This is a genomic window from Citrobacter sp. Cf072 (genome assembly GCF_030334485.1).
Taxonomy (GTDB): Bacteria; Pseudomonadota; Gammaproteobacteria; order Enterobacterales; family Enterobacteriaceae; genus Citrobacter; species Citrobacter freundii.
On record NZ_JAOWDX010000044.1, the window covers coordinates 199,104 to 221,558 of the forward strand.

Sequence of the window (22,455 nt, forward strand, 5' to 3'; positions counted from 1 at the left end):
GCGCCAAGAAAACCTCAGTGACTACAATGAATAGACTATTTTTCGCGACGCGAATTATCAATCTCTTTCTGTAACGAGTATGTAATAGTATGAGCAACCGCACATATTTCATTGCTTTCTGTTACATTTTCATTGGGAGATAAAAAAGCGTTGAAAAAATGAAAAAATCGCTTGTTTTCCATAGAGATGAAATCGGTTTCAGCCCATTTCACATTGAGGTAAGTTATTTAAACGTAAAAACATTCAGCCGATTTATTATTACAGACATGTAATTAATTCGCTGCGCAAACGGAGCCTGTCAAACGGTTTTTTTGCGAAAAAAAACGCCGCATAAAGCGGCGTTTAGAGAGGATGTGTTGCGACTTATTCGCCCGCTTTAGCCCACGTATCACGCAGACCAACGGTACGGTTAAACACCAGCTTGTCAGCCGTTGCATAACGACTGTCCAGGCAGAAGTAACCTTCACGCTCAAACTGGAACGCTTTACCTGCAACCGCAGCCTGCAGCGACGGCTCACCGTAACCCTGCTTAATGACCAGCGATTCCGGGTTAATAACGGACAGGAAGTCTTCCGCCGCACCTGGGTTTGGCACGCTAAACAGACGGTCGTACAGACGGATTTCAATCGGTAGCGCATGGGACGCGCTCACCCAGTGAATAACGCCTTTAACTTTACGACCATCGGCCGGATCTTTGCTCAGGGTGTCAGCATCGTAGGTGCAGAAAATGGTGGTTATCTTCCCTTCTGCATCTTTCTCAACACGTTCGGCCTTGATCACGTAAGCATTACGCAGACGTACTTCTTTACCCATCACCAGACGCTTGTACTGCTTGTTCGCTTCTTCGCGGAAGTCTGCGCGATCGATCCAAATTTCACCGCTAAACGGTACTTCACGGCTGCCCATTTCCGGTTTATTCGGATGGTTAGGCATAGTGACAAGCTCGCTTTCGCCCTGCGGGTAGTTTTCGATAACCAGTTTCACCGGATCGATAACCGCCATCGCGCGCGGAGCATTTTCGTTCAGATCTTCGCGGATGCAGGATTCCAGAGAAGCGATCTCAATGGTGTTGTCCTGTTTGGTCACGCCAATGCGTTTGCAGAACTCACGGATCGCGGCAGCGGTGTAACCACGACGACGCAGGCCAGAGATCGTCGGCATACGCGGATCGTCCCAGCCTTCAACGTGCTTGTCGGTCACCAGCAGGTTCAGCTTGCGCTTAGACATCACGGTGTATTCCAGATTCAGGCGCGAGAATTCGTACTGGCGCGGATGAACCGGAATGGTGATGTTGTCTAGCACCCAGTCGTACAGACGACGGTTATCCTGGAACTCCAGCGTACACAGTGAATGCGTAATGCCTTCCAGCGCATCGCTGATGCAGTGGGTAAAGTCGTACATCGGGTAGATGCACCACTTGTTGCCGGTCTGGTGGTGTTCGGCGAACTTAATGCGGTACAGCACCGGATCGCGCATCACGATAAACGGCGAAGCCATATCGATTTTCGCACGCAGGCAGGCCTTACCTTCTTCAAAGCCACCGGTACGCATTTTTTCGAACAGCGCCAGGTTCTCTTCAACGCTACGATCGCGGTACGGGCTGTTTTTGCCTGGCTGAGTCAGCGTGCCACGGTATTCGCGGATTTCGTCCGCTGACAGTTCGTCAACGTACGCCAGCCCTTTATTAATAAGCTCTACCGCATAGGCGTGAAGCTGATCGAAGTAATCCGAAGAGTAGCGAATGTCGCCAGTCCAGTGGAAACCTAACCATTCAACGTCGTTTTTAATCGACTCAACGTACTCGATATCTTCTTTAACCGGGTTCGTATCATCAAAACGCAGGTTGCACTGGCCCTGGTAATCTTGCGCAATGCCAAAGTTCAGACAAATGGATTTCGCGTGGCCAATGTGCAGATAGCCATTTGGCTCCGGCGGAAAACGGGTATGGATAGTGGTGTGCTTACCACTGGCCAGATCTTCATCGATGATCTGACGAATAAAGTTACTCGGGCGGGCTTCAGCCTCACTCATCGTGGATTCCTCAAAGCGTAAACAACGTATAACGGAGTATGATCTTATAAGCCAGGCAGACTGACAACCCTTAGTTACGTAAAATACGTATCAAACGAAAATATTGGGGCCGATTGCTGCAAAAAAAAGCGGCGGAGGACTATCCCCCGCCGCTTAAGGCACTTAACTCACTTTACTCAGGAGCAGTTACTTACCTTTAATCTCATACAGTAGTGTTTGACCGGCAACCACATGACCTTCGGCTTTAATGACCAGAGCGCCGAAATCATCGCTGTTGCTGCACACAACCGGGCTTATCATAGAACGTGCATTAGCGTTCAGGAACTCCAGATCCATTTCCAGAATCGGTTGACCTGCAGTAACTTCCGCACCTTCTTCAACCAGACGCTTAAAGCCTTTACCTTCCAGCGCGACGGTGTCGATGCCCATATGGACCACGATTTCCGCGCCTTTAACAGTTTCCAGGCAGAACGCATGGTTAGTGTTGAAGATTTTCACGATGGTGCCCGCAGCCGGAGCAACCACGATTTTATCCGTTGGTTTCACAGCCACGCCGTCGCCTACAGCTTTGCTGGCGAAGGCTTCATCAGGAACCTGCTCCAGCGCAACTACGTCACCGGTAATCGGAGAAACCAGCGCTTCAACGGTGACTGCATTCGCTACAGCCTGCGGTTTTGCTGCCGGAGCCGCTGCTGCTGGCGCACTTTCACCAGACGCTGCTGCCACCGGGCCACGCGCGACAACTTTCTTCATTTCGTCGCCGATGGATTCAGCTTTCGCACCCACGATGACCTGAATTGTTTGCTTATTCAGCTTAACGACACCCGATGCTCCTAAACGTTTACACATCGCATCGTTTACGCGACCGGAGTCGGCAACGGTCAGACGCAGACGAGTGATACAGGCATCAATCGCTTTCAGGTTATCAGTGCCGCCAACCGCTGCAATGTAGCTGGTTGCCAGTTGAGCCAAACCTTCTTCAGTGTTGCTGTTGGCTTCTTCAGTAACGATATCGTCTTCTTTATCTTCGCGGCCCGGCGTTTTCAGGTTAAACATACGAATAACCGCGCTGAACAACACAAAGTAGATAACGAAGAACACCAGACCCATCACCACCAGCATCCAGACGTTCTGGCTTGCTGCCGGCAGGTTGTACATCAACACGTAGTCGATAGCACCTGCGGAGAAGGAGAAGCCTGCGTGGATCCCCAGCAGTGTTGCAACGAACAGGCTGATACCCGTTAACAGTGCGTGCAGGAGGTACAGCAGCGGAGCCAGGAACATGAACAGGAATTCCAGCGGCTCGGTAACACCGGTCAGGAACGCGGTGATCGCAACGGACAGCAGCATACCGCCAACCATCGGACGACGTGCTTTCGGAGCCGCGAAGTACATCGCCAGCGCCGCACCCGGCAGACCAAACATCATGATCGGGAAGAAGCCAGACATGAACATACCCGCAGTGCCGTCACCCGCGTAGAAGCGGTTGATGTCACCGTGGAATACGGTACCTGCAGCGTTAGTAAATTCGCCAATCTGGAACCAGGCGATAGTATTCAGCACCTGATGCAGACCGGTTGGGATCAGCAGACGGTTGATGAAACCAAAGATACCGGAACCCAGCGCGCCAGCGCCCACGATCCACTCACCACCCGCATGGATGGCATTCTGTACCGGTGGCCATACGTAACCGAAGATAGCAGCCAACACCAGACAGAAGAAGCCAGTGGCGATCGGCACGAAGCGTTTGCCGCCAAAGAAGCTCAGGAAGTCAGGCAGTTTGATACCAGACCAGCGGTTATACACGGCACCGCCGACCAGACCGGTGATGATACCAGCCAGCACGCCCATATTGATTGCAGGGTTAATGGTAACCATTGCTTTGGTCAATATGAAATAACCGACCGCACCTGCCAGCGCTGCTGCACCTGCGCTGTCTTTTGACCAGCTGGAAGCAACACCGATCGCAAATATTAACGCGAGGTTATCAAAGATAGCCCCACCCGCTTGCGCGATGAAGGGTACGTTAAGTAAATCTGGTTGGCCGAATCGCAGCAGCAGTGCCGCGACTGGCAGCACAGCGATGGGGAGCTGTAACGCCCTACCCAGCCGCTGGAAAAAACCTAAAATATTCATTTTATTCCCCCTACGAGACCCCGATTAGGCTTCTTTGAAGCCATATTTTTATTGTGTGACCATTCCTGACAGCAAGATTCTGGAACAACGATATTAACCATTCATCTACATTCAGAGTGTGTGAAAAATTAATTCGTATCGCAAATTAAACGCGTGTTTTTTGTGATTTCAGTCACCAAATATCGTTATCAACCCTCCCTTACACTGGCTAACTACGAAAACTTATTTTATCATTCAAAAAATCGAAACGGATTGATCCTTACCGATGCAAAACCAGGTTACGCTTAATACTGCACAGAGACTCAATCCGCCAATTGCTTACATTTACTTTTGAGGTGAAGAATGAGACTGATCCCCCTGAATACCGCTGAACAAGTCGGCAAATGGGCTGCTCGCCATATCGTTAACCGTATTAACGCGTTCAAACCAACGGCAGATCGTCCGTTCGTTCTGGGCCTGCCGACTGGCGGTACTCCGCTGACAGCTTATAAAGCATTGGTTGAAATGCACAAAGCGGGCCAGGTGAGCTTCAAGCATGTTGTTACTTTCAATATGGACGAATATGTTGGCCTGCCGAAAGAGCATCCGGAAAGCTACCACAGCTTTATGCACCGCAATTTCTTTGATCACGTTGATATTCCAGCAGAAAACATCAACCTCCTCAATGGTAATGCGCCGGATATTGATGCAGAATGCCGTCAGTATGAAGAAAAAATCCGTTCTTACGGTAAAATCCACCTGTTTATGGGCGGTGTAGGCAACGATGGTCACATCGCGTTCAACGAACCGGCTTCCTCTTTGGCTTCCCGTACCCGTATCAAAACGTTGACTCACGACACACGTGTTGCTAACTCACGCTTCTTTGACGGCGACGTAAGCCAGGTGCCTAAATATGCGCTGACCGTTGGCGTGGGTACCCTGCTGGATGCCGAAGAGGTGATGATCCTGGTTCTGGGCCACCAGAAAGCACAGGCGCTGCAAGCCGCCGTTGAAGGCAACGTTAACCACATGTGGACCATCAGCTGCCTGCAGTTGCATCCAAAAGCCGTTGTGGTCTGCGATGAGCCTTCCACCATGGAACTGAAAGTGAAGACGCTGAAATACTTCAACGAGTTAGAAGCGGAAAATATTAAAGGTCTGTAATTGATGTCTCCGCCCTGTCGATGAGTTGCAGGGCGGCATTTTTTGAAATCGGGGGTCGGAATGTATGCTTTAACCCAGGGCCGGATCTTTACCGGTCACGAAATTCTTGATGACCATGCGATTGTTGTCGCCAATGGCCTGATTGACAGCGTTTGCCCACTGGCTGAGTTACCGTCAGGAATTGAACAGCGCTCACTGAATGGGGCCATTGTTTCCCCCGGTTTTATTGATGTACAGCTAAACGGCTGCGGCGGTGTACAGTTTAACGATACGGCAGAAGCCGTGACCGTTGAAACGCTGGAAATCATGCAGAAAGCCAATGAAAAATCTGGCTGCACCAACTATTTACCAACGCTTATCACCACCAGCGATGACCTGATGAAACAGGGTGTTCGCGTGATGCGTGAATACCTGGCGAAACACCCGAATCAGGCATTAGGACTTCATCTTGAAGGCCCGTGGCTGAACCTTGTGAAAAAAGGTACCCATAATCCTGGATTTGTCCGTCAGCCGGACGCTGCGTTGGTTGATTTCCTGTGCGATAATGCGGATGTGATCACCAAAGTCACACTGGCACCAGAAATGGTCCCGGTAGAGGTCATCACCAAACTGGTTAATGCCGGTATCGTGGTTTCTGCGGGTCACTCCAATGCAACGGTCAAAGAAGCCAAAATCGGTTTCCGCGCAGGCATCAGCTTTGCGACCCATTTGTTCAACGCGATGCCGTACATTACCGGTCGTGAACCAGGTCTGGCGGGCGCAATTCTTGATGAAGCCGATATCTACTGCGGTATCATCGCCGATGGCCTGCACGTTGATTACGTTAACATTCGTAATGCTAAGCGCCTGAAAGGCGACAAGCTGTGCCTGGTCACTGACGCGACCGCGCCAGCAGGTGCAAACATTGAACAGTTCATTTTCGCTGGTAAAACAATATACTACCGCAATGGACTGTGTGTTGATGAGAACGGTACGTTGAGCGGTTCATCATTAACCATGATTGAAGGTGTACGCAATCTGGTCGAACATGCGAATATCGCTCTCGACGAAGTCCTGCGCATGGCAACGCTCTACCCTGCTCGCGCCATTGGCGTCGACAAACAACTCGGCAGCATCGCGCCAGGCAAAGTAGCCAACCTGACTGCGTTCACGCACGACTTTAAAATTATCAAGACCATCGTTAATGGCAACGAGGTCGTTACTGAGTAAGAGAAAGAATGACACCAGGCGGACAAGCTCAAATAGGTAATGTTGATCTCGTAAAACAGCTTAACAGCGCGGCGGTTTATCGCCTGATTGACCAGCATGGGCCAATCTCGCGAATTCAAATTGCCGAGCAAAGCCAGCTTGCCCCCGCCAGCGTAACCAAAATTACGCGTCAGTTGATCGAACGCGGGCTGATCAAAGAAGTCGATCAGCAGGCCTCCACCGGGGGCCGCCGCGCTATCTCTATCGTCACAGAAACCCGCAATTTCCACGCCATTGGCGTACGCCTGGGTCGCCACGATACGACGCTCACTCTCTATGATATGAGCAGTAAAGTGGTCGCCGAAGAGCATTACCCTCTCCCGGAGCGCACCCAGGAAACGCTGGAATATGCGCTGCTCAACACCATTGCCATCTTTATTGAGAGCTGTCAGCGGAAAATCCGCGAGCTGATCGCAATTTCTGTCATCCTGCCAGGCCTTGTCGATCCTGAAAGCGGCGTCATCCGCTATATGCCACACATTCAGGTCGAAAACTGGGGGCTGGTCGAAGCGCTCGAAAAACGCTTCAAAGTTACCTGCTTTGTTGGTCACGATATTCGCAGCCTGGCGCTGGCTGAGCACTATTTCGGGGCAAGCCAGGATTGCGAAGACTCCATTTTGGTGCGAGTGCACCGCGGAACCGGCGCGGGAATTATTTCCAATGGCCGCATTTTCATCGGTCGCAATGGCAACGTCGGTGAGATTGGTCATATTCAGGTTGAGCCGCTGGGTGAGCGCTGTCACTGCGGTAATTTCGGCTGTCTGGAAACCATTGCGGCCAACGCCTCTATCGAACACCGCGTACAAAACTTGCTAAAGCAAGGCTATCCAAGCCGGCTCACGCTGGATGATTGCAGTATCAAAGCCATCTGTAAGGCAGCGAATAAAGGCGATAATCTGGCAGCAGAAGTCATCGAGCATGTTGGCCGCCATCTGGGTAAAACCATCGCTATCGCCATCAACCTCTTTAATCCGCAGAAAATCGTCATTGCGGGCGAAATTACCGAGGCTGATAAAGTACTGCTGCCTGCAATAGAAAGCTGTATCAACACGCAGGCGTTGAAGGCGTTTCGCCATAATTTACCGGTGGTTCGGTCCACGCTGGATCACCGCTCCGCCATTGGCGCCTTTGCGCTGGTGAAACGCGCAATGCTTAACGGGACTTTGCTGCAACGTTTGCTGGAAAGCTAATACACGTCATCCTTCAAGCTGCCTCTGCGTTAGCTGCATCTGCTCACCCCGGTCACTTACTTCAGTAAGCTCCGGAGGTTCGCAGACTTGCCGCCTTGATGCGACTCGAATGATGTAGTGTATTTTGTGTATAGTAATGCCTTCTTTTTTTAATGTCGGATTGTCCATGGCCATTAAGAATGTAATTTGTGATATCGACGGCGTGCTGATGCACGACAATGTTGCTGTACCGGGTGCGGCAGAATTTCTGACTGGGATCCTGGAAAAAGGTCTGCCGTTAGTCCTGCTGACTAACTACCCTTCGCAGACCGGGCAAGATCTGGCAAACCGCTTCGCCACCGCAGGTGTGAATGTCCCTGATAGCGTCTTTTATACTTCCGCGATGGCTACCGCTGATTTTCTTCGTCGCCAGGAAGGAAAAAAGGCCTATGTGGTTGGTGAAGGCGCGTTAATTCACGAACTGTATAAAGCTGGATTTACCATTACCGACGTGAACCCCGATTTTGTGATTGTTGGCGAGACGCGTTCCTATAACTGGGACATGATGCATAAAGCGGCGTATTTTGTCGCCAACGGCGCTCGTTTTATCGCCACTAACCCGGATACCCACGGTCGCGGCTTTTATCCCGCCTGTGGAGCACTCTGTGCCGGTATTGAGAAGATCTCAGGTCGTAAACCATTTTATGTCGGCAAACCCAGCCCGTGGATTATTCGCGCGGCGCTCAACAAAATGCAGGCGCACTCAGAAGAAACCGTCATTGTTGGCGACAACCTGCGCACCGATATTTTGGCAGGTTTTCAGGCGGGTCTGGAAACTATCCTGGTACTGTCTGGCGTATCCAAGCTCGATGATATTGACAACATGCCGTTCAGACCAAGCTGGATTTACCCGTCTGTTGCTGAAATTGATGTGATTTGATTCGCAGGCCGGATAAGACATGAGTTCATCTTATTCGGCAATTATGCAGCGTTATTGCCGGATGGCGGCGTCATCGTCTTATCCGCCCCACGAAGTCCCTCCATTCAATAAAACCGCCATAAAACTGTCGATTCATCAATAAACACGTCTATTCTGTAATCTTTTTTCACCAATCCACAATGACCATTGCAGTTTTTATTTTCTGACCCGCAATTCGCTTGCGCCCTCTTCCGCTTTGCGGCATTTTCTTTATCAAGCAAACATAAAAAGCATCACGCAACAGGTTAACGGAGAAGGTTATGTGTTCTATTTTTGGCGTATTCGATATTAAAACTGACGCAGTTGAGCTGCGTAAAAAAGCCCTGGAATTGTCTCGTCTGATGCGCCATCGCGGCCCGGACTGGTCGGGTATTTACGCCAGTGATAACGCCATTCTGGCACACGAACGTCTGTCCATCGTCGACGTCAACGCCGGTGCTCAGCCGCTGTACAACGTGAAGAAAACGCATATCCTGGCGGTTAACGGTGAAATTTATAACCACCAGGCGCTGCGCGCTGAGTACGGCGATCGCTATCAGTTCCAGACCGGTTCCGACTGCGAAGTTATCCTCGCGCTGTATCAGGAAAAAGGCCCAGAGTTTCTGGATGATCTGCAAGGCATGTTTGCCTTTGCCCTGTATGACAGCGAGCAGGACGCGTATCTGATCGGTCGCGATCATATTGGGATCATCCCGCTGTATATGGGTTACGACGAACACGGTAACTTCTATGTTGCGTCTGAAATGAAAGCGCTGGTTCCTGTCTGCCGCACAATCAAAGAATTCCCGGCCGGTAGTTATTTATGGAGTAAAGACGGCGAAATTCGTCAGTACTACCAGCGCGACTGGTTTGAATACGATGCAGTCAAAGACAACGTTACCGATAAAAACGAGCTGCGCCAGGCGCTGGAAGATGCGGTTAAAAGCCACCTGATGTCTGATGTTCCTTATGGAGTACTGCTGTCCGGCGGTCTGGATTCATCCGTCATTTCCGCGATCACTAAAAAATACGCGGCACGCCGTGTTGAAGATCAGGAACGTAGCGAAGCCTGGTGGCCACAGCTGCACTCCTTCGCCGTCGGCCTGGAAGGCGCTCCGGATCTGAAAGCTGCGCAAGAGGTGGCAAACCATTTGGGTACCGTGCACCACGAGATCCACTTCACCGTGCAGGAAGGTCTGGATGCTATCCGCGACGTGATTTATCACATCGAAACTTACGATGTCACGACGATTCGCGCCTCGACGCCAATGTACTTAATGTCGCGTAAAATTAAAGCGATGGGCATTAAAATGGTGCTGTCGGGTGAAGGTTCGGACGAAGTATTTGGCGGTTATCTCTATTTCCACAAAGCGCCAAATGCAAAAGAACTGCACGAAGAAACCGTGCGCAAGCTGCAGGCACTGCATATGTTCGACTGCGCCCGTGCCAACAAAGCGATGTCAGCCTGGGGCGTGGAGGCACGCGTGCCGTTTCTGGATAAGAAATTCCTTGATGTGGCGATGCGCATCAACCCGCAGGACAAAATGTGCGGCAACGGCAAAATGGAAAAACACGTTCTGCGCGAATGTTTTGAGTCCTACCTGCCGGCAAGCGTCGCATGGCGTCAGAAAGAGCAGTTCTCTGACGGTGTCGGTTACAGCTGGATTGATACACTGAAAGAAGTCGCTGCTGAACAAGTTTCTGACCAACAACTGGAAACCGCCAGCTTCCGTTTCCCATACAACACGCCATCATCTAAAGAAGCGTATTTGTACCGTGAGATTTTCGAAGAGTTGTTCCCGGTTGCGAGCGCTGCGGAATGCGTACCTGGCGGACCGTCTGTAGCCTGTTCTTCCGCTAAAGCGATCGAATGGGATGAAGCGTTTAAAACCATGAACGATCCGTCTGGTCGTGCGGTTGGCGTACACCAGTCCGCTTATAAATAAGTTAATCCTTAGAAAAGGGCCCTGCGGGGCTCTTTTTTTATGTCTGTTTTCTGTGCAAAAAAACAATTAATAACTAATAATTGCCGAATATTGCGTCATGCTGTTCGCAACCTAACCAAACAGTCACATTCCAGCTATTTTCAATGAAAAAGGGGTTGACGCTTCAAGGCTCAATACGCATAATGCGCCCCGCAACGCCGATAAGGTTACGCGAAAAAAAAGATGGCTACGTAGCTCAGCTGGTTAGAGCACATCACTCATAATGATGGGGTCACAGGTTCGAATCCCGTCGTAGCCACCATCTTTTTTTGCGGGAGTGGCGAAATTGGTAGACGCACCAGATTTAGGTTCTGGCGCCGCAAGGTGTGCGAGTTCAAGTCTCGCCTCCCGCACCATTCACCCGTAAGCGTTGCACGGATGGGGTATCGCCAAGCGGTAAGGCACCGGTTTTTGATACCGGCATTCCCTGGTTCGAATCCAGGTACCCCAGCCATTTTTTCTTCGATATAGCGGTTCACCGCAACGGTCATTGGGGTATCGCCAAGCGGTAAGGCACCGGTTTTTGATACCGGCATTCCCTGGTTCGAATCCAGGTACCCCAGCCATCGAAGAATATGATAGTATCTGGCTACGTAGCTCAGCTGGTTAGAGCACATCACTCATAATGATGGGGTCACAGGTTCGAATCCCGTCGTAGCCACCATATTAAGGACGTATCGACTCGTTCGGTAAATCCAAAAAATTGTTGGGGTATCGCCAAGCGGTAAGGCTCTGGTTTCTGATACCAGCATTCCGAGGTTCGAATCCTCGTACCCCAGCCAATTTCAAAAAGTCGTCCACTTTGTGGGTGCACCCGTTGGGGTATCGCCAAGCGGTAAGGCTCTGGTTTCTGATACCAGCATTCCGAGGTTCGAATCCTCGTACCCCAGCCATATTAAAAAAGCTCGCTTCGGCGAGCTTTTTGCTTTTCTAACGCCAGGTGATGGCAAGACTTACCCGGCCTACATGACTTGTAGGCCTGATAAGTGTAGCGCCATCAGGCACCACTCGAGCTACAACCCTAACGCATACTTCAGTGCCTGACGTTTCAGTACGCCAGCGCGCTCTGCGGCCATGAGCCCGAGATTACGCATAATACGCAGCGGCTGCAGGTTATTGCTGAATCCGGCATAGAACAGATCCATACCGCTTTGCATGATGAAATTGTCAGTCATACGGCGATTCTGATAACGCTTGAGCACCGACTGACTGGCCCAGGATTCACCGTAGCTGCGCGCATTCACCAGCACATCAATCAACGCATCGACATCACGAAAACCCAGATTAACGCCCTGCCCCGCCAGTGGGTGAATGGTATGCGCGGCATCACCTACCAGCGCCAGCCCCGGTTGCACATATTGCAGCGCATGACGACGCGTAAGTGGGAATGCCCCCGCCGCCACAGGCGTAACGTTACCGAGTCGTGAAGGGAAATGTTTAGCGATCTCCGCCTGCAGTTGCGGCATATTTAGCGCTTGCAATTGGCGGATGCGAGCTGGTGAGTCGTACCACACCAGCGAGGCCCAGTTATCGAACAACGGTAAAAACGCGCGCGGACCGTCAGGGGTAAATTGCTGCCAGGTGCTGTCTCCCGGCGAATGCTCGCATTGCACGGTAATCAACATACAGGACTGCGCATACTGCCAGGCATGAATGCCAATCCCGGCCATTTTCCGCACCTGAGAATTTGCACCATCCGCGCCGATAACCAGCTTCGCGCTGATTTTTTCACCGTCTGCCAGTTCAAGTTCATGCCGATCGTGATGTTGATGCAAAGAGAGAAGCGACGCCGGCACGCGCAGCGTAACTTTAGGGTGAACTTCCAGCGCCTGCCAGAGCGCCTGTTGCAGGACCGTGTTCTCCACCATATAGCCCAACAAAGGCAGCTTAAGCTCGGCGGCATCAAACATCACATGGGCATTTTCCCATTCCCACGTTTCCAGACGACGGTAAGGATGGCTACGCATTCCCTGAACCGTATCCCAGACGCCCAGCCCTTTCAGCAACGACACGGAGGCGGAGCTAATGGCCGAAATTCTGACATCAGGCTGTCCGCCAGCAACAAACGGCGCAGGAGCGGCATGTTCAATCACCGTTACCGAAAATCCATGCTGCGCCAGTCCCAGCGCCAGCGCGCCGCCGACCATCCCCCCGCCGACAATGGCAATTTCCGTTGGTTGATTTGTCATGGTCAATTTTCCAGTTACATGTATTGTGTAAGTTTACAGGATTTTTTACCCCTTGAGGCTGACATCCGTCATACTGGTCACAACCGCGCCAAAGCAGTACACTATGCGCCCTGCATTTCAGCCACAATTTCGCAAGAGCAAGTCGATGACCAAAAAACTCCATATTAAAACCTGGGGCTGTCAGATGAACGAATACGATTCATCGAAGATGGCCGATCTGCTGGATGCCACTCATGGGTATCAACTGACTGACGTGGCGGAAGAAGCGGATGTGCTGCTGCTGAATACCTGCTCAATCCGTGAGAAGGCTCAGGAAAAAGTGTTCCATCAACTGGGCCGCTGGAAACTGTTAAAAGAGAAAAATCCCAAGCTCATCATTGGGGTCGGTGGCTGTGTTGCGTCTCAGGAAGGCGATCATATTCGCCAGCGTGCGCATTACGTCGATATTATTTTTGGGCCGCAAACGCTGCATCGCCTGCCGGAAATGATCAACAAAGTGCGTGGAAGCACGACCCGTAGCCCGGTGGTTGATATCAGTTTCCCGGAGATCGAAAAGTTCGACCGCCTGCCGGAACCGCGTGCTGAAGGTCCAAGCGCGTTTGTGTCCATCATGGAAGGTTGTAATAAATATTGTACTTACTGCGTGGTTCCCTACACCCGCGGTGAGGAAGTCAGCCGTCCGGCGGATGATATTCTGTTTGAAATCGCCCAGCTGGCAGCCCAAGGCGTGCGTGAAGTGAACCTGCTGGGGCAAAACGTGAACGCCTGGCGTGGTGAAAACTACGACGGCACGATCGGATCCTTTGCCGATCTGCTGCGTCTGGTAGCAGCAATCGACGGCATTGATCGTATCCGCTTCACCACCAGCCATCCGATCGAATTCACCGATGATATCGTTGAAGTTTATCGCGATACGCCAGAGTTGGTGAGCTTCCTGCACCTGCCGGTACAGAGCGGCTCAGACCGCGTACTGAACCTGATGGGACGTACCCACACGGCGCTGGAATACAAAGCGATCATCCGCAAACTGCGCGATGCGCGTCCGGATATCCAGATTAGCTCCGACTTCATCGTTGGCTTCCCAGGTGAAACCACGCAGGATTTCGAGCAGACCATGAAGCTGATCGCTGACGTCAATTTTGACATGAGCTACAGCTTTATCTTCTCTGCGCGTCCTGGCACCCCTGCCGCCGATATGGTTGATGACGTACCAGAAGAAGAGAAGAAACAGCGTCTGTACATTCTACAGGAGCGTATCAACCAGCAAGCTATGGCCTGGAGCCGTCGTATGGTTGGTACGACCCAGCGCATCCTGGTTGAAGGCACATCGCGTAAGAGCATTATGGAACTGTCAGGGCGTACCGAAAATAACCGCGTGGTGAACTTTGAAGGTACCCCGGATATGGTCGGTAAGTTTGTGGATGTTGAAATTACCGATGTCTGGACGAACTCCCTGCGCGGAAAAGTGGTGCGTACCGAAGACGAAATGGGCCTGCGCATCGCAGAATCCCCTGAATCGGTCATTGCGCGTACCCGCAAAGAAAACGATCTGGGTGTTGGTATTTATCAGCCTTAATCCTGCTGAAAGACGTAAAAAAGGCCCGATACCGCTACACTTATCGGGCCTACACTTCTGGGCTCGCTGTCCCGGCGGGCCTTGTAATCAGCCCTGGCATCCCCATATTTATTGCAATGCTTGCGCCTTTCCCCCATGGCGTGAATAATTTCCTTAGATGCCGGTAAATGTTCAGCGTCCGGCGAGACATGCATAAGAGGAACAGTTTGAACATAGACACTCGCGAAATCACCCTTGAACCCGCAGACAACGCCCGCCTGTTGAGCCTTTGCGGCCCATTTGATGACAACATCAAACAGCTGGAACGTCGCCTCGGCATCGAAATTAACCGCCGTGATAACCACTTTAAACTGACCGGCCGCCCAATTTGCGTCACCGCTGCGGCAGATATTTTACGTAGTCTGTACGTCGATACCGCCCCAATGCGCGGTCAGACACAGGACATCGAGCCTGAACAAATTCATCTGGCGATCAAAGAAGCGCGTGTGCTTGAGCAAAGCGCAGACAGCGTGCCTGAATTTGGCAAAGCGGTGAACATCAAAACCAAGCGCGGGGTAATTAAGCCGCGTACGCCGAACCAGGCACAGTACATTGCGAATATCCTCGATCACGACATCACCTTCGGCGTTGGCCCTGCGGGTACGGGTAAAACGTATCTCGCTGTTGCCGCTGCGGTTGATGCGCTTGAGCGTCAGGAGATCCGTCGTATTCTGCTGACCCGTCCGGCAGTGGAAGCGGGCGAAAAACTGGGATTCCTGCCGGGGGATCTCAGCCAGAAAGTCGATCCCTATTTACGACCGCTGTATGACGCGCTGTTCGAAATGCTCGGTTTTGAGAAGGTTGAAAAGCTGATTGAACGTAACGTCATTGAAGTTGCACCGCTGGCCTATATGCGCGGACGTACACTCAACGATGCGTTCATCATTCTTGATGAGAGCCAGAACACCACCATCGAACAGATGAAAATGTTCCTGACCCGTATCGGCTTTAACTCCAAAGCGGTTATCACCGGCGATATCACCCAGATTGACCTGCCGCGTAGCACCAAGTCCGGTCTGCGTCATGCCATTGAAGTGCTGGCTGAGGTCGACGAGATTAGTTTTAATTTCTTCCATAGCGAAGACGTGGTTCGCCATCCGGTGGTGGCTCGTATCGTCACGGCGTATGAAGCCTGGGAAGAAGCAGAACAGAAACGTAAAGCCGAGCAGGCTGCAGAACGCAAGCGCGAAGCTCAGGAGCAGGAACAAAAATGAGTCAGGTTATTCTCGATTTACAGCTGGCATGTGAAGACGAATCCGGTTTACCCACAGAAAGTCAGTTTCAGGGGTGGCTGGATGCGGTGATCCCGCAGTTTCAGGAAGAGTCTGAAGTAACCATTCGTCTGGTCGATGACGCGGAAAGCCATGAGCTCAACCTGACCTATCGCGGGAAAGATAAATCCACCAACGTGCTCTCTTTCCCGTTTGAAGCCCCGCCGGGCATTGAGATGCCGCTGCTGGGTGATTTGATCATCTGCCGTCAGGTCGTCGAGAAAGAAGCGCAGGAACAAGGTAAGCCGCTTGAGGCCCACTGGGCGCACATGGTGGTGCACGGAAGCTTGCATTTACTCGGCTACGACCATATCGAAGACGATGAAGCGGAGGAAATGGAATCCCTCGAAACAGAGATTATGCTTGCTCTGGGCTATGAGGATCCGTACATTGCCGAGAAGATTGCAGAATAGTAGCTTGCCGGATGGCGGCGCTTACGCCTTATCCGGCCTACATTCATGCCTTTCGTAGGCCTGATAAGCATAGCGCCATCAGGCAAAACATGCCGTCAACAGCTGAGTATACGCATGACGCGCTTTGTATTAACTAACATGAGAACCCATACGACGCCATGAGCGACGACAATTCACACAGTAGTGACACCTTAAACAGCAAAAAGGGATTTTTTTCCCTGTTACTGAGCCAACTTTTCCACGGTGAACCGAAAAACCGCGACGAACTGTTGGAGCTGATCCGTGATTCCGGGCAAAACGACCTTATCGATGAAGATACGCGCGATATGCTCGAAGGGGTAATGGATATTGCGGACCAACGCGTGCGCGACATCATGATCCCTCGCTCTCAGATGATTACCCTGAAACGCAACCAGACCCTGGATGAATGTCTCGATGTCATTATCGAGTCTGCTCACTCGCGTTTCCCGGTGATTAGCGAAGACAAAGATCACATTGAAGGGATTCTGATGGCCAAAGATTTGCTGCCGTTTATGCGCAGCGATGCCGAAGCCTTCAGCATGGAGAAAGTGTTACGCCAGGCGGTTGTCGTACCTGAAAGCAAGCGGGTTGACCGCATGCTGAAAGAGTTCCGCTCCCAGCGTTATCATATGGCTATCGTCATCGACGAGTTTGGCGGTGTCTCAGGTCTGGTGACCATTGAGGACATCCTTGAACTGATTGTCGGTGAAATTGAAGATGAGTACGACGAAGAAGACGATATTGATTTCCGTCAGCTCAGTCGCCACACCTGGACTATTCGCGCGCTGGCATCGATTGAAGACTTCAACGAAGCTTTCGGGACCCACTTTAGCGACGAAGAAGTCGATACCATTGGCGGGCTGGTCATGCAGGCCTTTGGTCATCTGCCCGCGCGTGGGGAAACTATCGACATTGATGGTTACCAGTTTAAAGTGGCAATGGCCGACAGCCGCCGTATTATTCAGGTTCATGTCAGAATTCCGGACGACTCACCCCAGCCAAAACTGGACGAATAAACCCGAAACTGGATCTAAGACTACATGGCATTTGCCCCATTAATTGAACGCCAGCGCATTCGCCTGCTGCTGGCGTTATTATTCGGTGCCTGCGGGACACTGGCTTTCTCACCGTATGACATCTGGCCCGCTGCGATTGTTTCGCTGATGGGCCTGCAGGCTCTCACCTTCAACCGCCGTCCGCTCCAGTCTGCCGCTATCGGCTATTTCTGGGGACTGGGACTGTTTGGCTCAGGCATCAACTGGGTTTACGTCAGTATCGCGCAGTTTGGCGGTATGCCCGGACCGGTTAACATTTTCCTCGTGGTTCTGCTTGCCGCATACCTTTCCCTCTACACCGGTCTGTTTGCCGGCGTGTTGGCGCGCTTGTGGCCGAAAACCACCTGGCTGCGGGTGGCAATTGCCGCGCCGGTAGTCTGGCAAATCACGGAATTCCTGCGCGGTTGGGTACTGACCGGCTTCCCGTGGCTGCAGTTCGGTTATAGCCAGATCGACGGTCCGTTAAAGGGGCTGGCGCCGGTAATGGGCGTTGAGGCGATTAACTTCCTGCTGATAATGGTTAGCGGCCTGTTGGCGCTGGCGCTGGTGACACGTAACTGGAAGCCGCTGGTTGCCGCACTCGTGCTCTTTGCTCTGCCTTTTCCACTGCGCTATATCCAGTGGTACACGCTTGAGCCGGAAAAAACCACCCAGGTCTCGATGGTGCAGGGCGACATTCCGCAGTCGCTTAAATGGGATGAAGGTCAGTTACTCAACACCCTGAAGATTTATCTCGACGCCACCCAACCCGAGATGGGCAAATCACAGCTAATCATCTGGCCAGAATCTGCTATTCCGGATCTGGAAATTAACCAACAGCGTTTTCTGAGCATGATGGATGACCTGCTGAAATCGAAAAACAGCACACTGATTACCGGTATCGTGGACGCGCGTCTGAACAAACAGAATCGTTACGACACCTACAACACCATCATCACACTGGGTAAAGACAGTCCATACAGCTACGACTCCAGCAACCGCTACAACAAAAACCATCTGGTACCGTTTGGCGAGTTTGTCCCTCTGGAATCAATCCTGCGACCGTTAGCGCCGTTCTTTGACCTGCCAATGTCTTCGTTCAGCCGTGGGCCTTATGTGCAGCCGCAGCTGCATGCGCACGGCTTTAAGCTGACGGCTGCCATTTGCTACGAAATCATTCTTGGCGAACAGGTTCGGGATAACTTCCGTCCGGATACGGACTACCTGCTGACTATCTCCAACGATGCCTGGTTTGGTAAGTCCATTGGCCCGTGGCAGCACTTCCAGATGGCGCGGATGCGTTCCCTTGAGCTGGCGCGCCCCCTGTTGCGTAGCACCAACAATGGTATTACGGCGGTGATTGGTCCTCAGGGTGAGATTCAGGCGATGATCCCGCAGTTTACCCGTCAGGTTCTGACCACCAGCGTGACGCCAACCACGGGCCTGACCCCTTATGCCCGTACCGGTAACTGGCCGCTCTGGCTGCTGACCGCACTGTTTGGCTTTGGTGCGGTGGTAATGAGCCTGCGCCAACGTCGCAAATAAAACAGTGCCCCATCAAATTCAGGCCGGATAAGGCGGTACGCCGCCATCCGGCAGTTGTGCTGCATCTTGCCTGATGGCACTACGCTTATCAGGCCAACTCCCCTCCAAAAGACCATTCTGGCACGTCTATTGCTTTGTTCTACAAGGCAAACGCTGTTTTGGCTGAATGTGCAACCTGGTCGCACCAAAGTTGAGCGCCGGTAGCACCTGAAAAGTGCAACAAGATATTTTTGCCCCCAAATGGTGCGGCGCACTTCGCAAAAATAAACAATAACACAGCAAATTCTTTACATTCATCCAAACTAAATGTTAACAAACACATACAAGACTGCACGTTTTAGTAGCAAACAATAACAACATCACAATGGGTATCAATGCGTCCCTGGCGCAGACGATAAAGGAGTTGGATATGCAATTACGTAAGCTCGCCACTGCCATGCTGGTCATGGGAATGTCCGCCGGTCTGGCGCACGCAGAAGACGCAGCACCCGCGGCAGGCAGCACGCTGGATAAGATCGCCAAAAATGGCGTGATCGTGGTCGGTCACCGTGAATCATCGGTACCGTTTTCTTACTACGATAATCAGCAAAAAGTGGTCGGTTATTCACAGGATTACTCCAACGCGATCGTTGAAGCGGTGAAGAAAAAGCTGAACAAGCCCGATCTGCAGGTAAAACTGATCCCGATTACTTCACAAAACCGTATCCCGCTGCTGCAAAACGGTACCTTCGACTTTGAATGTGGATCCACCACCAACAACGTCGAGCGCCAGAAACAAGCAGCCTTCTCTGACACCATTTTCGTTGTCGGCACACGTCTGCTGGCGAAAAAAGGCGGCGACGTCAAAGATTTCGCTGACCTGAAAGGCAAAGCCGTGGTCGTGACTTCAGGTACCACCTCAGAAGTGCTGCTGCACAAGCTGAACGAAGAACAAAAAATGGACATGCGCATTATCAGCGCGAAAGACCACGGTGACTCTTTCCGTACTCTGGAAAGCGGTCGCGCCGTTGCCTTTATGATGGATGACGCCCTGCTGGCTGGCGAACGCGCGAAAGCGAAGAAACCAGACAACTGGGAGATCGTTGGCAAGCCACAGTCTCAGGAAGCTTACGGCTGTATGCTGCGCAAAGATGACCCTGAGTTCAAAAAGCTGATGGATGACACTATCGCCAAGGCGCAGACCTCAGGCGAAGCTGAGAAATGGTTTGATAAGTGGTTTAAAAATCCAATTCCACCGAAGAACCTGAACATGAATTTCGAACTGTCAGATGAGATGAAAGCCCTGTTCAAAGAACCGAATGATAAAGCGCTTAACTAACTAAAATAAATGGGAGGCTTCCCCTCCCTCTCGATTGCTACTCGGCACGGACAGACTATAAGCCTGATGGTCGTTCCCCATCAGGCCTGAAAACCGCAAAACGCCGAATAACAATCTTCGAGGGTAGCGCTGCTACCCTTTTTTTTCTGGAGTAGATTTATGTCTATAGACTGGAACTGGGGTATTTTTTTACAACAGGCCCCGTTCGGCAACACCACCTATCTCGGCTGGCTCTGGAGTGGTTTCCAGGTCACGGTCGCGTTATCTATCACCGCCTGGATTATCGCTTTCCTCATAGGCTCTTTATTCGGCATCTTACGTACCGTCCCAAATCGTTTCCTTTCCGGGATCGGCACGCTATACGTTGAGCTGTTTCGTAACGTCCCGCTCATCGTTCAGTTCTTTACCTGGTATCTGGTCATTCCTGAACTGCTGCCGGAAAACATTGGCATGTGGTTCAAGTCGGAACTGGATCCCAACATTCAGTTCTTCCTCTCATCCATGCTTTGTCTGGGGCTGTTTACCGCCGCGCGCGTCTGTGAGCAGGTTCGCGCAGCGATTCAGTCCCTGCCTCGCGGGCAGAAAAACGCCGCGCTGGCGATGGGGCTGACTTTGCCGCAGACCTACCGCTATGTGCTGCTGCCAAACGCATACCGCGTGATTGTTCCGCCAATGACCTCAGAGATGATGAACCTGGTGAAGAACTCCGCGATCGCCTCTACCATCGGCCTGGTCGATATGGCGGCGCAGGCGGGAAAACTATTGGATTACTCCGCCCACGCATGGGAGTCGTTTACCGCCATCACGCTGGCCTACGTCCTGATTAACGCCGTCATCATGCTGGTGATGAATCTCGTCGAACGCAAAATCCGCCTGCCTGGCAATTTGGGAGGCAAATAATGTACGAATTTGACTGGAGTTCTATCGTCCCTTCCCTGCCGTATCTGCTGGACGGGCTGATCATCACCCTGAAAATCACCGTTACGGCGGTCGTCATTGGTATTGTCTGGGGAACCATCCTTGCAGTAATGCGTCTGTCCAGCTTCGCGCCGATTGCCTGGTTTGCGAAAGGCTACGTCAACGTATTTCGTTCTATTCCGCTGGTCATGGTGCTGCTGTGGTTCTACCTGATTGTGCCCGGCTTTTTGCAAAACGTACTGGGTCTGTCGCCTAAAACCGATATTCGCCTGATCTCAGCGATGGTCGCGTTTTCGATGTTTGAAGCTGCGTACTATTCCGAGATTATCCGTGCCGGTATCCAGAGTATTTCTCGTGGGCAATCCAGCGCCGCGCTGGCGCTGGGGATGACACACTGGCAGTCGATGAAGCTGATCATTCTGCCACAGGCCTTCCGCGCGATGGTACCACTGCTGCTGACCCAGGGCATCGTACTGTTCCAGGATACCTCGCTGGTCTATGTATTGAGTCTGGCAGACTTCTTCCGTACCGCCTCCACCATTGGCGAGCGTGACGGCACACAGGTTGAAATGATCCTGTTTGCTGGCGCCGTTTATTTTGTATTCAGTCTGAGCGCATCGTTGTTGGTCAGCTATTTGAAGAAAAGGACAGTTTAATGATTACCCTGAAAAATGTTTCTAAATGGTATGGTCACTTTCAGGTGCTGACCGACTGCTCCACGGAAGTGAAAAAAGGTGAAGTGGTGGTGGTCTGCGGCCCGTCAGGTTCAGGTAAATCAACGCTTATCAAAACGGTGAACGGGTTGGAGCCGGTACAACAGGGCGTCATCACCGTTGATGGTACCGTGGTGAATGATAAAAAAACCGATCTGGCCAAACTGCGCTCTCGTGTTGGTATGGTGTTCCAGCACTTTGAACTGTTCCCACATCTGTCGATCATTGAGAACCTGACTCTGGCGCAGGTAAAAGTGCTTAAGCGCGATAAAAAGCCGGCCCGCGACAAAGCGCAAAAGTTACTGGAACGCGTTGGCCTGTCGGCACATGCCGAGAAGTTCCCGGCCCAACTCTCCGGGGGCCAGCAACAGCGTGTCGCTATCGCCCGGGCACTATGTATGGATCCTATTGCCATGCTGTTTGACGAACCGACATCGGCGCTTGATCCTGAAATGATCAACGAAGTACTGGACGTTATGGTTGAACTGGCCAATGAAGGGATGACCATGATGGTGGTGACCCATGAAATGGGCTTTGCGCGTAAAGTGGCGAACCGGGTGATCTTCATGGATGAAGGGAAAATTGTTGAAGACTCACCGAAAGAAGAGTTCTTCGCTAATCCGAAATCGGACCGCGCCAAAGACTTCCTCGCGAAAATCCTGCACTAATCTTGCTGGCGCGCATCTCCATGTGCGCGCCACCTCACGCTTTATCCCTTCGCCTCTCGAAACACATACAGCCCAGCGTT

Annotated in this window: 17 protein-coding genes and 7 tRNA genes; 21 read left to right on the plus strand and 3 right to left on the minus strand. The window is 51.8% G+C overall.

Annotated features, from left to right (window positions below):
* Positions 1–363: 363 nt before the first annotated feature.
* Both glnS and nagE read right to left on the minus strand, forming a co-directional pair.
* A complete protein-coding gene (glnS, locus tag OGX66_RS10040; RefSeq protein ID WP_003022809.1) occupies positions 364–2,031 on the minus strand; it encodes a glutamine--tRNA ligase in 1,668 nt (555 codons plus the stop codon).
* 186 nt (positions 2,032–2,217) lie between these two features.
* Positions 2,218–4,167, minus strand: a complete 1,950-nt coding sequence (gene nagE, locus OGX66_RS10045; RefSeq protein ID WP_136345847.1) for a PTS N-acetyl glucosamine transporter subunit IIABC — start codon at positions 4,165–4,167, stop codon at positions 2,218–2,220.
* 342 nt (positions 4,168–4,509) lie between these two features.
* Between nagE and nagB the strand changes: the two genes are divergently transcribed.
* From nagB to OGX66_RS10105, 12 genes are all read left to right on the plus strand, one after another.
* Positions 4,510–5,310 (plus strand): glucosamine-6-phosphate deaminase, encoded by an 801-nt coding sequence (gene nagB, locus OGX66_RS10050; protein ID WP_003022803.1) that lies wholly within the window; start codon positions 4,510–4,512, stop codon positions 5,308–5,310.
* 60 nt (positions 5,311–5,370) lie between these two features.
* Positions 5,371–6,519, plus strand: a complete 1,149-nt coding sequence (gene nagA / locus OGX66_RS10055) for an N-acetylglucosamine-6-phosphate deacetylase (RefSeq protein ID WP_003022800.1) — start codon at positions 5,371–5,373, stop codon at positions 6,517–6,519.
* 8 nt (positions 6,520–6,527) lie between these two features.
* Positions 6,528–7,748: a DNA-binding transcriptional regulator NagC gene (gene nagC, locus OGX66_RS10060; RefSeq protein WP_003022796.1), complete on the plus strand. Its 1,221-nt coding sequence runs from the start codon at positions 6,528–6,530 to the stop codon at positions 7,746–7,748.
* Positions 7,749–7,914: 166 nt separating this feature from the next.
* On the plus strand, positions 7,915–8,667 hold the full coding sequence (gene nagD, locus OGX66_RS10065) for a ribonucleotide monophosphatase NagD (protein WP_003022792.1): 753 nt from the start codon (positions 7,915–7,917) through the stop codon (positions 8,665–8,667).
* Positions 8,668–8,966: 299 nt separating this feature from the next.
* Positions 8,967–10,631: an asparagine synthase B gene (gene asnB, locus OGX66_RS10070; RefSeq protein WP_003847376.1), complete on the plus strand. Its 1,665-nt coding sequence runs from the start codon at positions 8,967–8,969 to the stop codon at positions 10,629–10,631.
* A gap of 224 nt (positions 10,632–10,855) precedes the next feature.
* A tRNA-Met gene (locus OGX66_RS10075) sits at positions 10,856–10,932 on the plus strand.
* A gap of 9 nt (positions 10,933–10,941) precedes the next feature.
* Positions 10,942–11,026 (plus strand) — tRNA-Leu (locus OGX66_RS10080).
* 23 nt (positions 11,027–11,049) lie between these two features.
* Positions 11,050–11,124, plus strand: a tRNA-Gln gene (locus tag OGX66_RS10085).
* A 37-nt stretch (positions 11,125–11,161) separates the two neighbouring features.
* Positions 11,162–11,236: transfer RNA gene (locus OGX66_RS10090), tRNA-Gln, on the plus strand.
* 21 nt (positions 11,237–11,257) lie between these two features.
* A tRNA-Met gene (locus tag OGX66_RS10095) sits at positions 11,258–11,334 on the plus strand.
* A gap of 43 nt (positions 11,335–11,377) precedes the next feature.
* Positions 11,378–11,452, plus strand: a tRNA-Gln gene (locus OGX66_RS10100).
* A gap of 36 nt (positions 11,453–11,488) precedes the next feature.
* A tRNA-Gln gene (locus OGX66_RS10105) sits at positions 11,489–11,563 on the plus strand.
* Between the two features lie 120 nt (positions 11,564–11,683).
* On the opposite strand, the gene ubiF is transcribed toward OGX66_RS10105, so the two are convergent.
* The gene (ubiF, locus tag OGX66_RS10110) at positions 11,684–12,859 is read right to left on the minus strand and encodes a 3-demethoxyubiquinol 3-hydroxylase (protein WP_136345846.1); all 1,176 of its coding nucleotides are present in this window, start codon (positions 12,857–12,859) and stop codon (positions 11,684–11,686) included.
* Between the two features lie 145 nt (positions 12,860–13,004).
* On the opposite strand from ubiF, the gene miaB reads away from it, so the two are divergent.
* From miaB to gltL, 9 genes are all read left to right on the plus strand, one after another.
* Positions 13,005–14,435, plus strand: a complete 1,431-nt coding sequence (miaB, locus tag OGX66_RS10115) for a tRNA (N6-isopentenyl adenosine(37)-C2)-methylthiotransferase MiaB (RefSeq protein WP_003847380.1) — start codon at positions 13,005–13,007, stop codon at positions 14,433–14,435.
* A gap of 206 nt (positions 14,436–14,641) precedes the next feature.
* Positions 14,642–15,688: a PhoH family protein gene (locus OGX66_RS10120; RefSeq protein ID WP_003022776.1), complete on the plus strand. Its 1,047-nt coding sequence runs from the start codon at positions 14,642–14,644 to the stop codon at positions 15,686–15,688.
* Positions 15,685–16,158 carry an rRNA maturation RNase YbeY gene (gene ybeY / locus OGX66_RS10125; protein WP_003022773.1) on the plus strand — a complete coding sequence of 158 codons (474 nt, stop codon included), beginning with the start codon at positions 15,685–15,687 and terminating at the stop codon, positions 16,156–16,158. The genes OGX66_RS10120 and ybeY overlap by 4 nt, the downstream gene beginning before the upstream one ends.
* Positions 16,159–16,316: 158 nt before the next feature.
* Positions 16,317–17,195, plus strand: a complete 879-nt coding sequence (gene corC / locus OGX66_RS10130; protein WP_003847383.1) for a CNNM family magnesium/cobalt transport protein CorC — start codon at positions 16,317–16,319, stop codon at positions 17,193–17,195.
* Positions 17,196–17,219: 24 nt separating this feature from the next.
* Positions 17,220–18,758 carry an apolipoprotein N-acyltransferase gene (lnt, locus tag OGX66_RS10135; RefSeq protein WP_136345844.1) on the plus strand — a complete coding sequence of 513 codons (1,539 nt, stop codon included), beginning with the start codon at positions 17,220–17,222 and terminating at the stop codon, positions 18,756–18,758.
* A gap of 409 nt (positions 18,759–19,167) precedes the next feature.
* Entirely contained in the window at positions 19,168–20,076 is a 909-nt protein-coding gene (gene gltI / locus OGX66_RS10140) for a glutamate/aspartate ABC transporter substrate-binding protein GltI (RefSeq protein ID WP_003022762.1), read from the plus strand.
* A 159-nt stretch (positions 20,077–20,235) separates the two neighbouring features.
* Entirely contained in the window at positions 20,236–20,976 is a 741-nt protein-coding gene (gene gltJ / locus OGX66_RS10145) for a glutamate/aspartate ABC transporter permease GltJ (protein WP_058842514.1), read from the plus strand.
* Positions 20,976–21,650, plus strand: coding sequence for a glutamate/aspartate ABC transporter permease GltK (gene gltK, locus OGX66_RS10150; RefSeq protein ID WP_003022757.1), 675 nt, complete (start codon positions 20,976–20,978; stop codon positions 21,648–21,650). Before gltJ ends, gltK begins: the two co-directional genes overlap by 1 nt.
* A complete protein-coding gene (gene gltL / locus OGX66_RS10155; RefSeq protein ID WP_003022754.1) occupies positions 21,650–22,375 on the plus strand; it encodes a glutamate/aspartate ABC transporter ATP-binding protein GltL in 726 nt (241 codons plus the stop codon). Before gltK ends, gltL begins: the two co-directional genes overlap by 1 nt.
* Positions 22,376–22,455 lie beyond the last annotated feature (80 nt).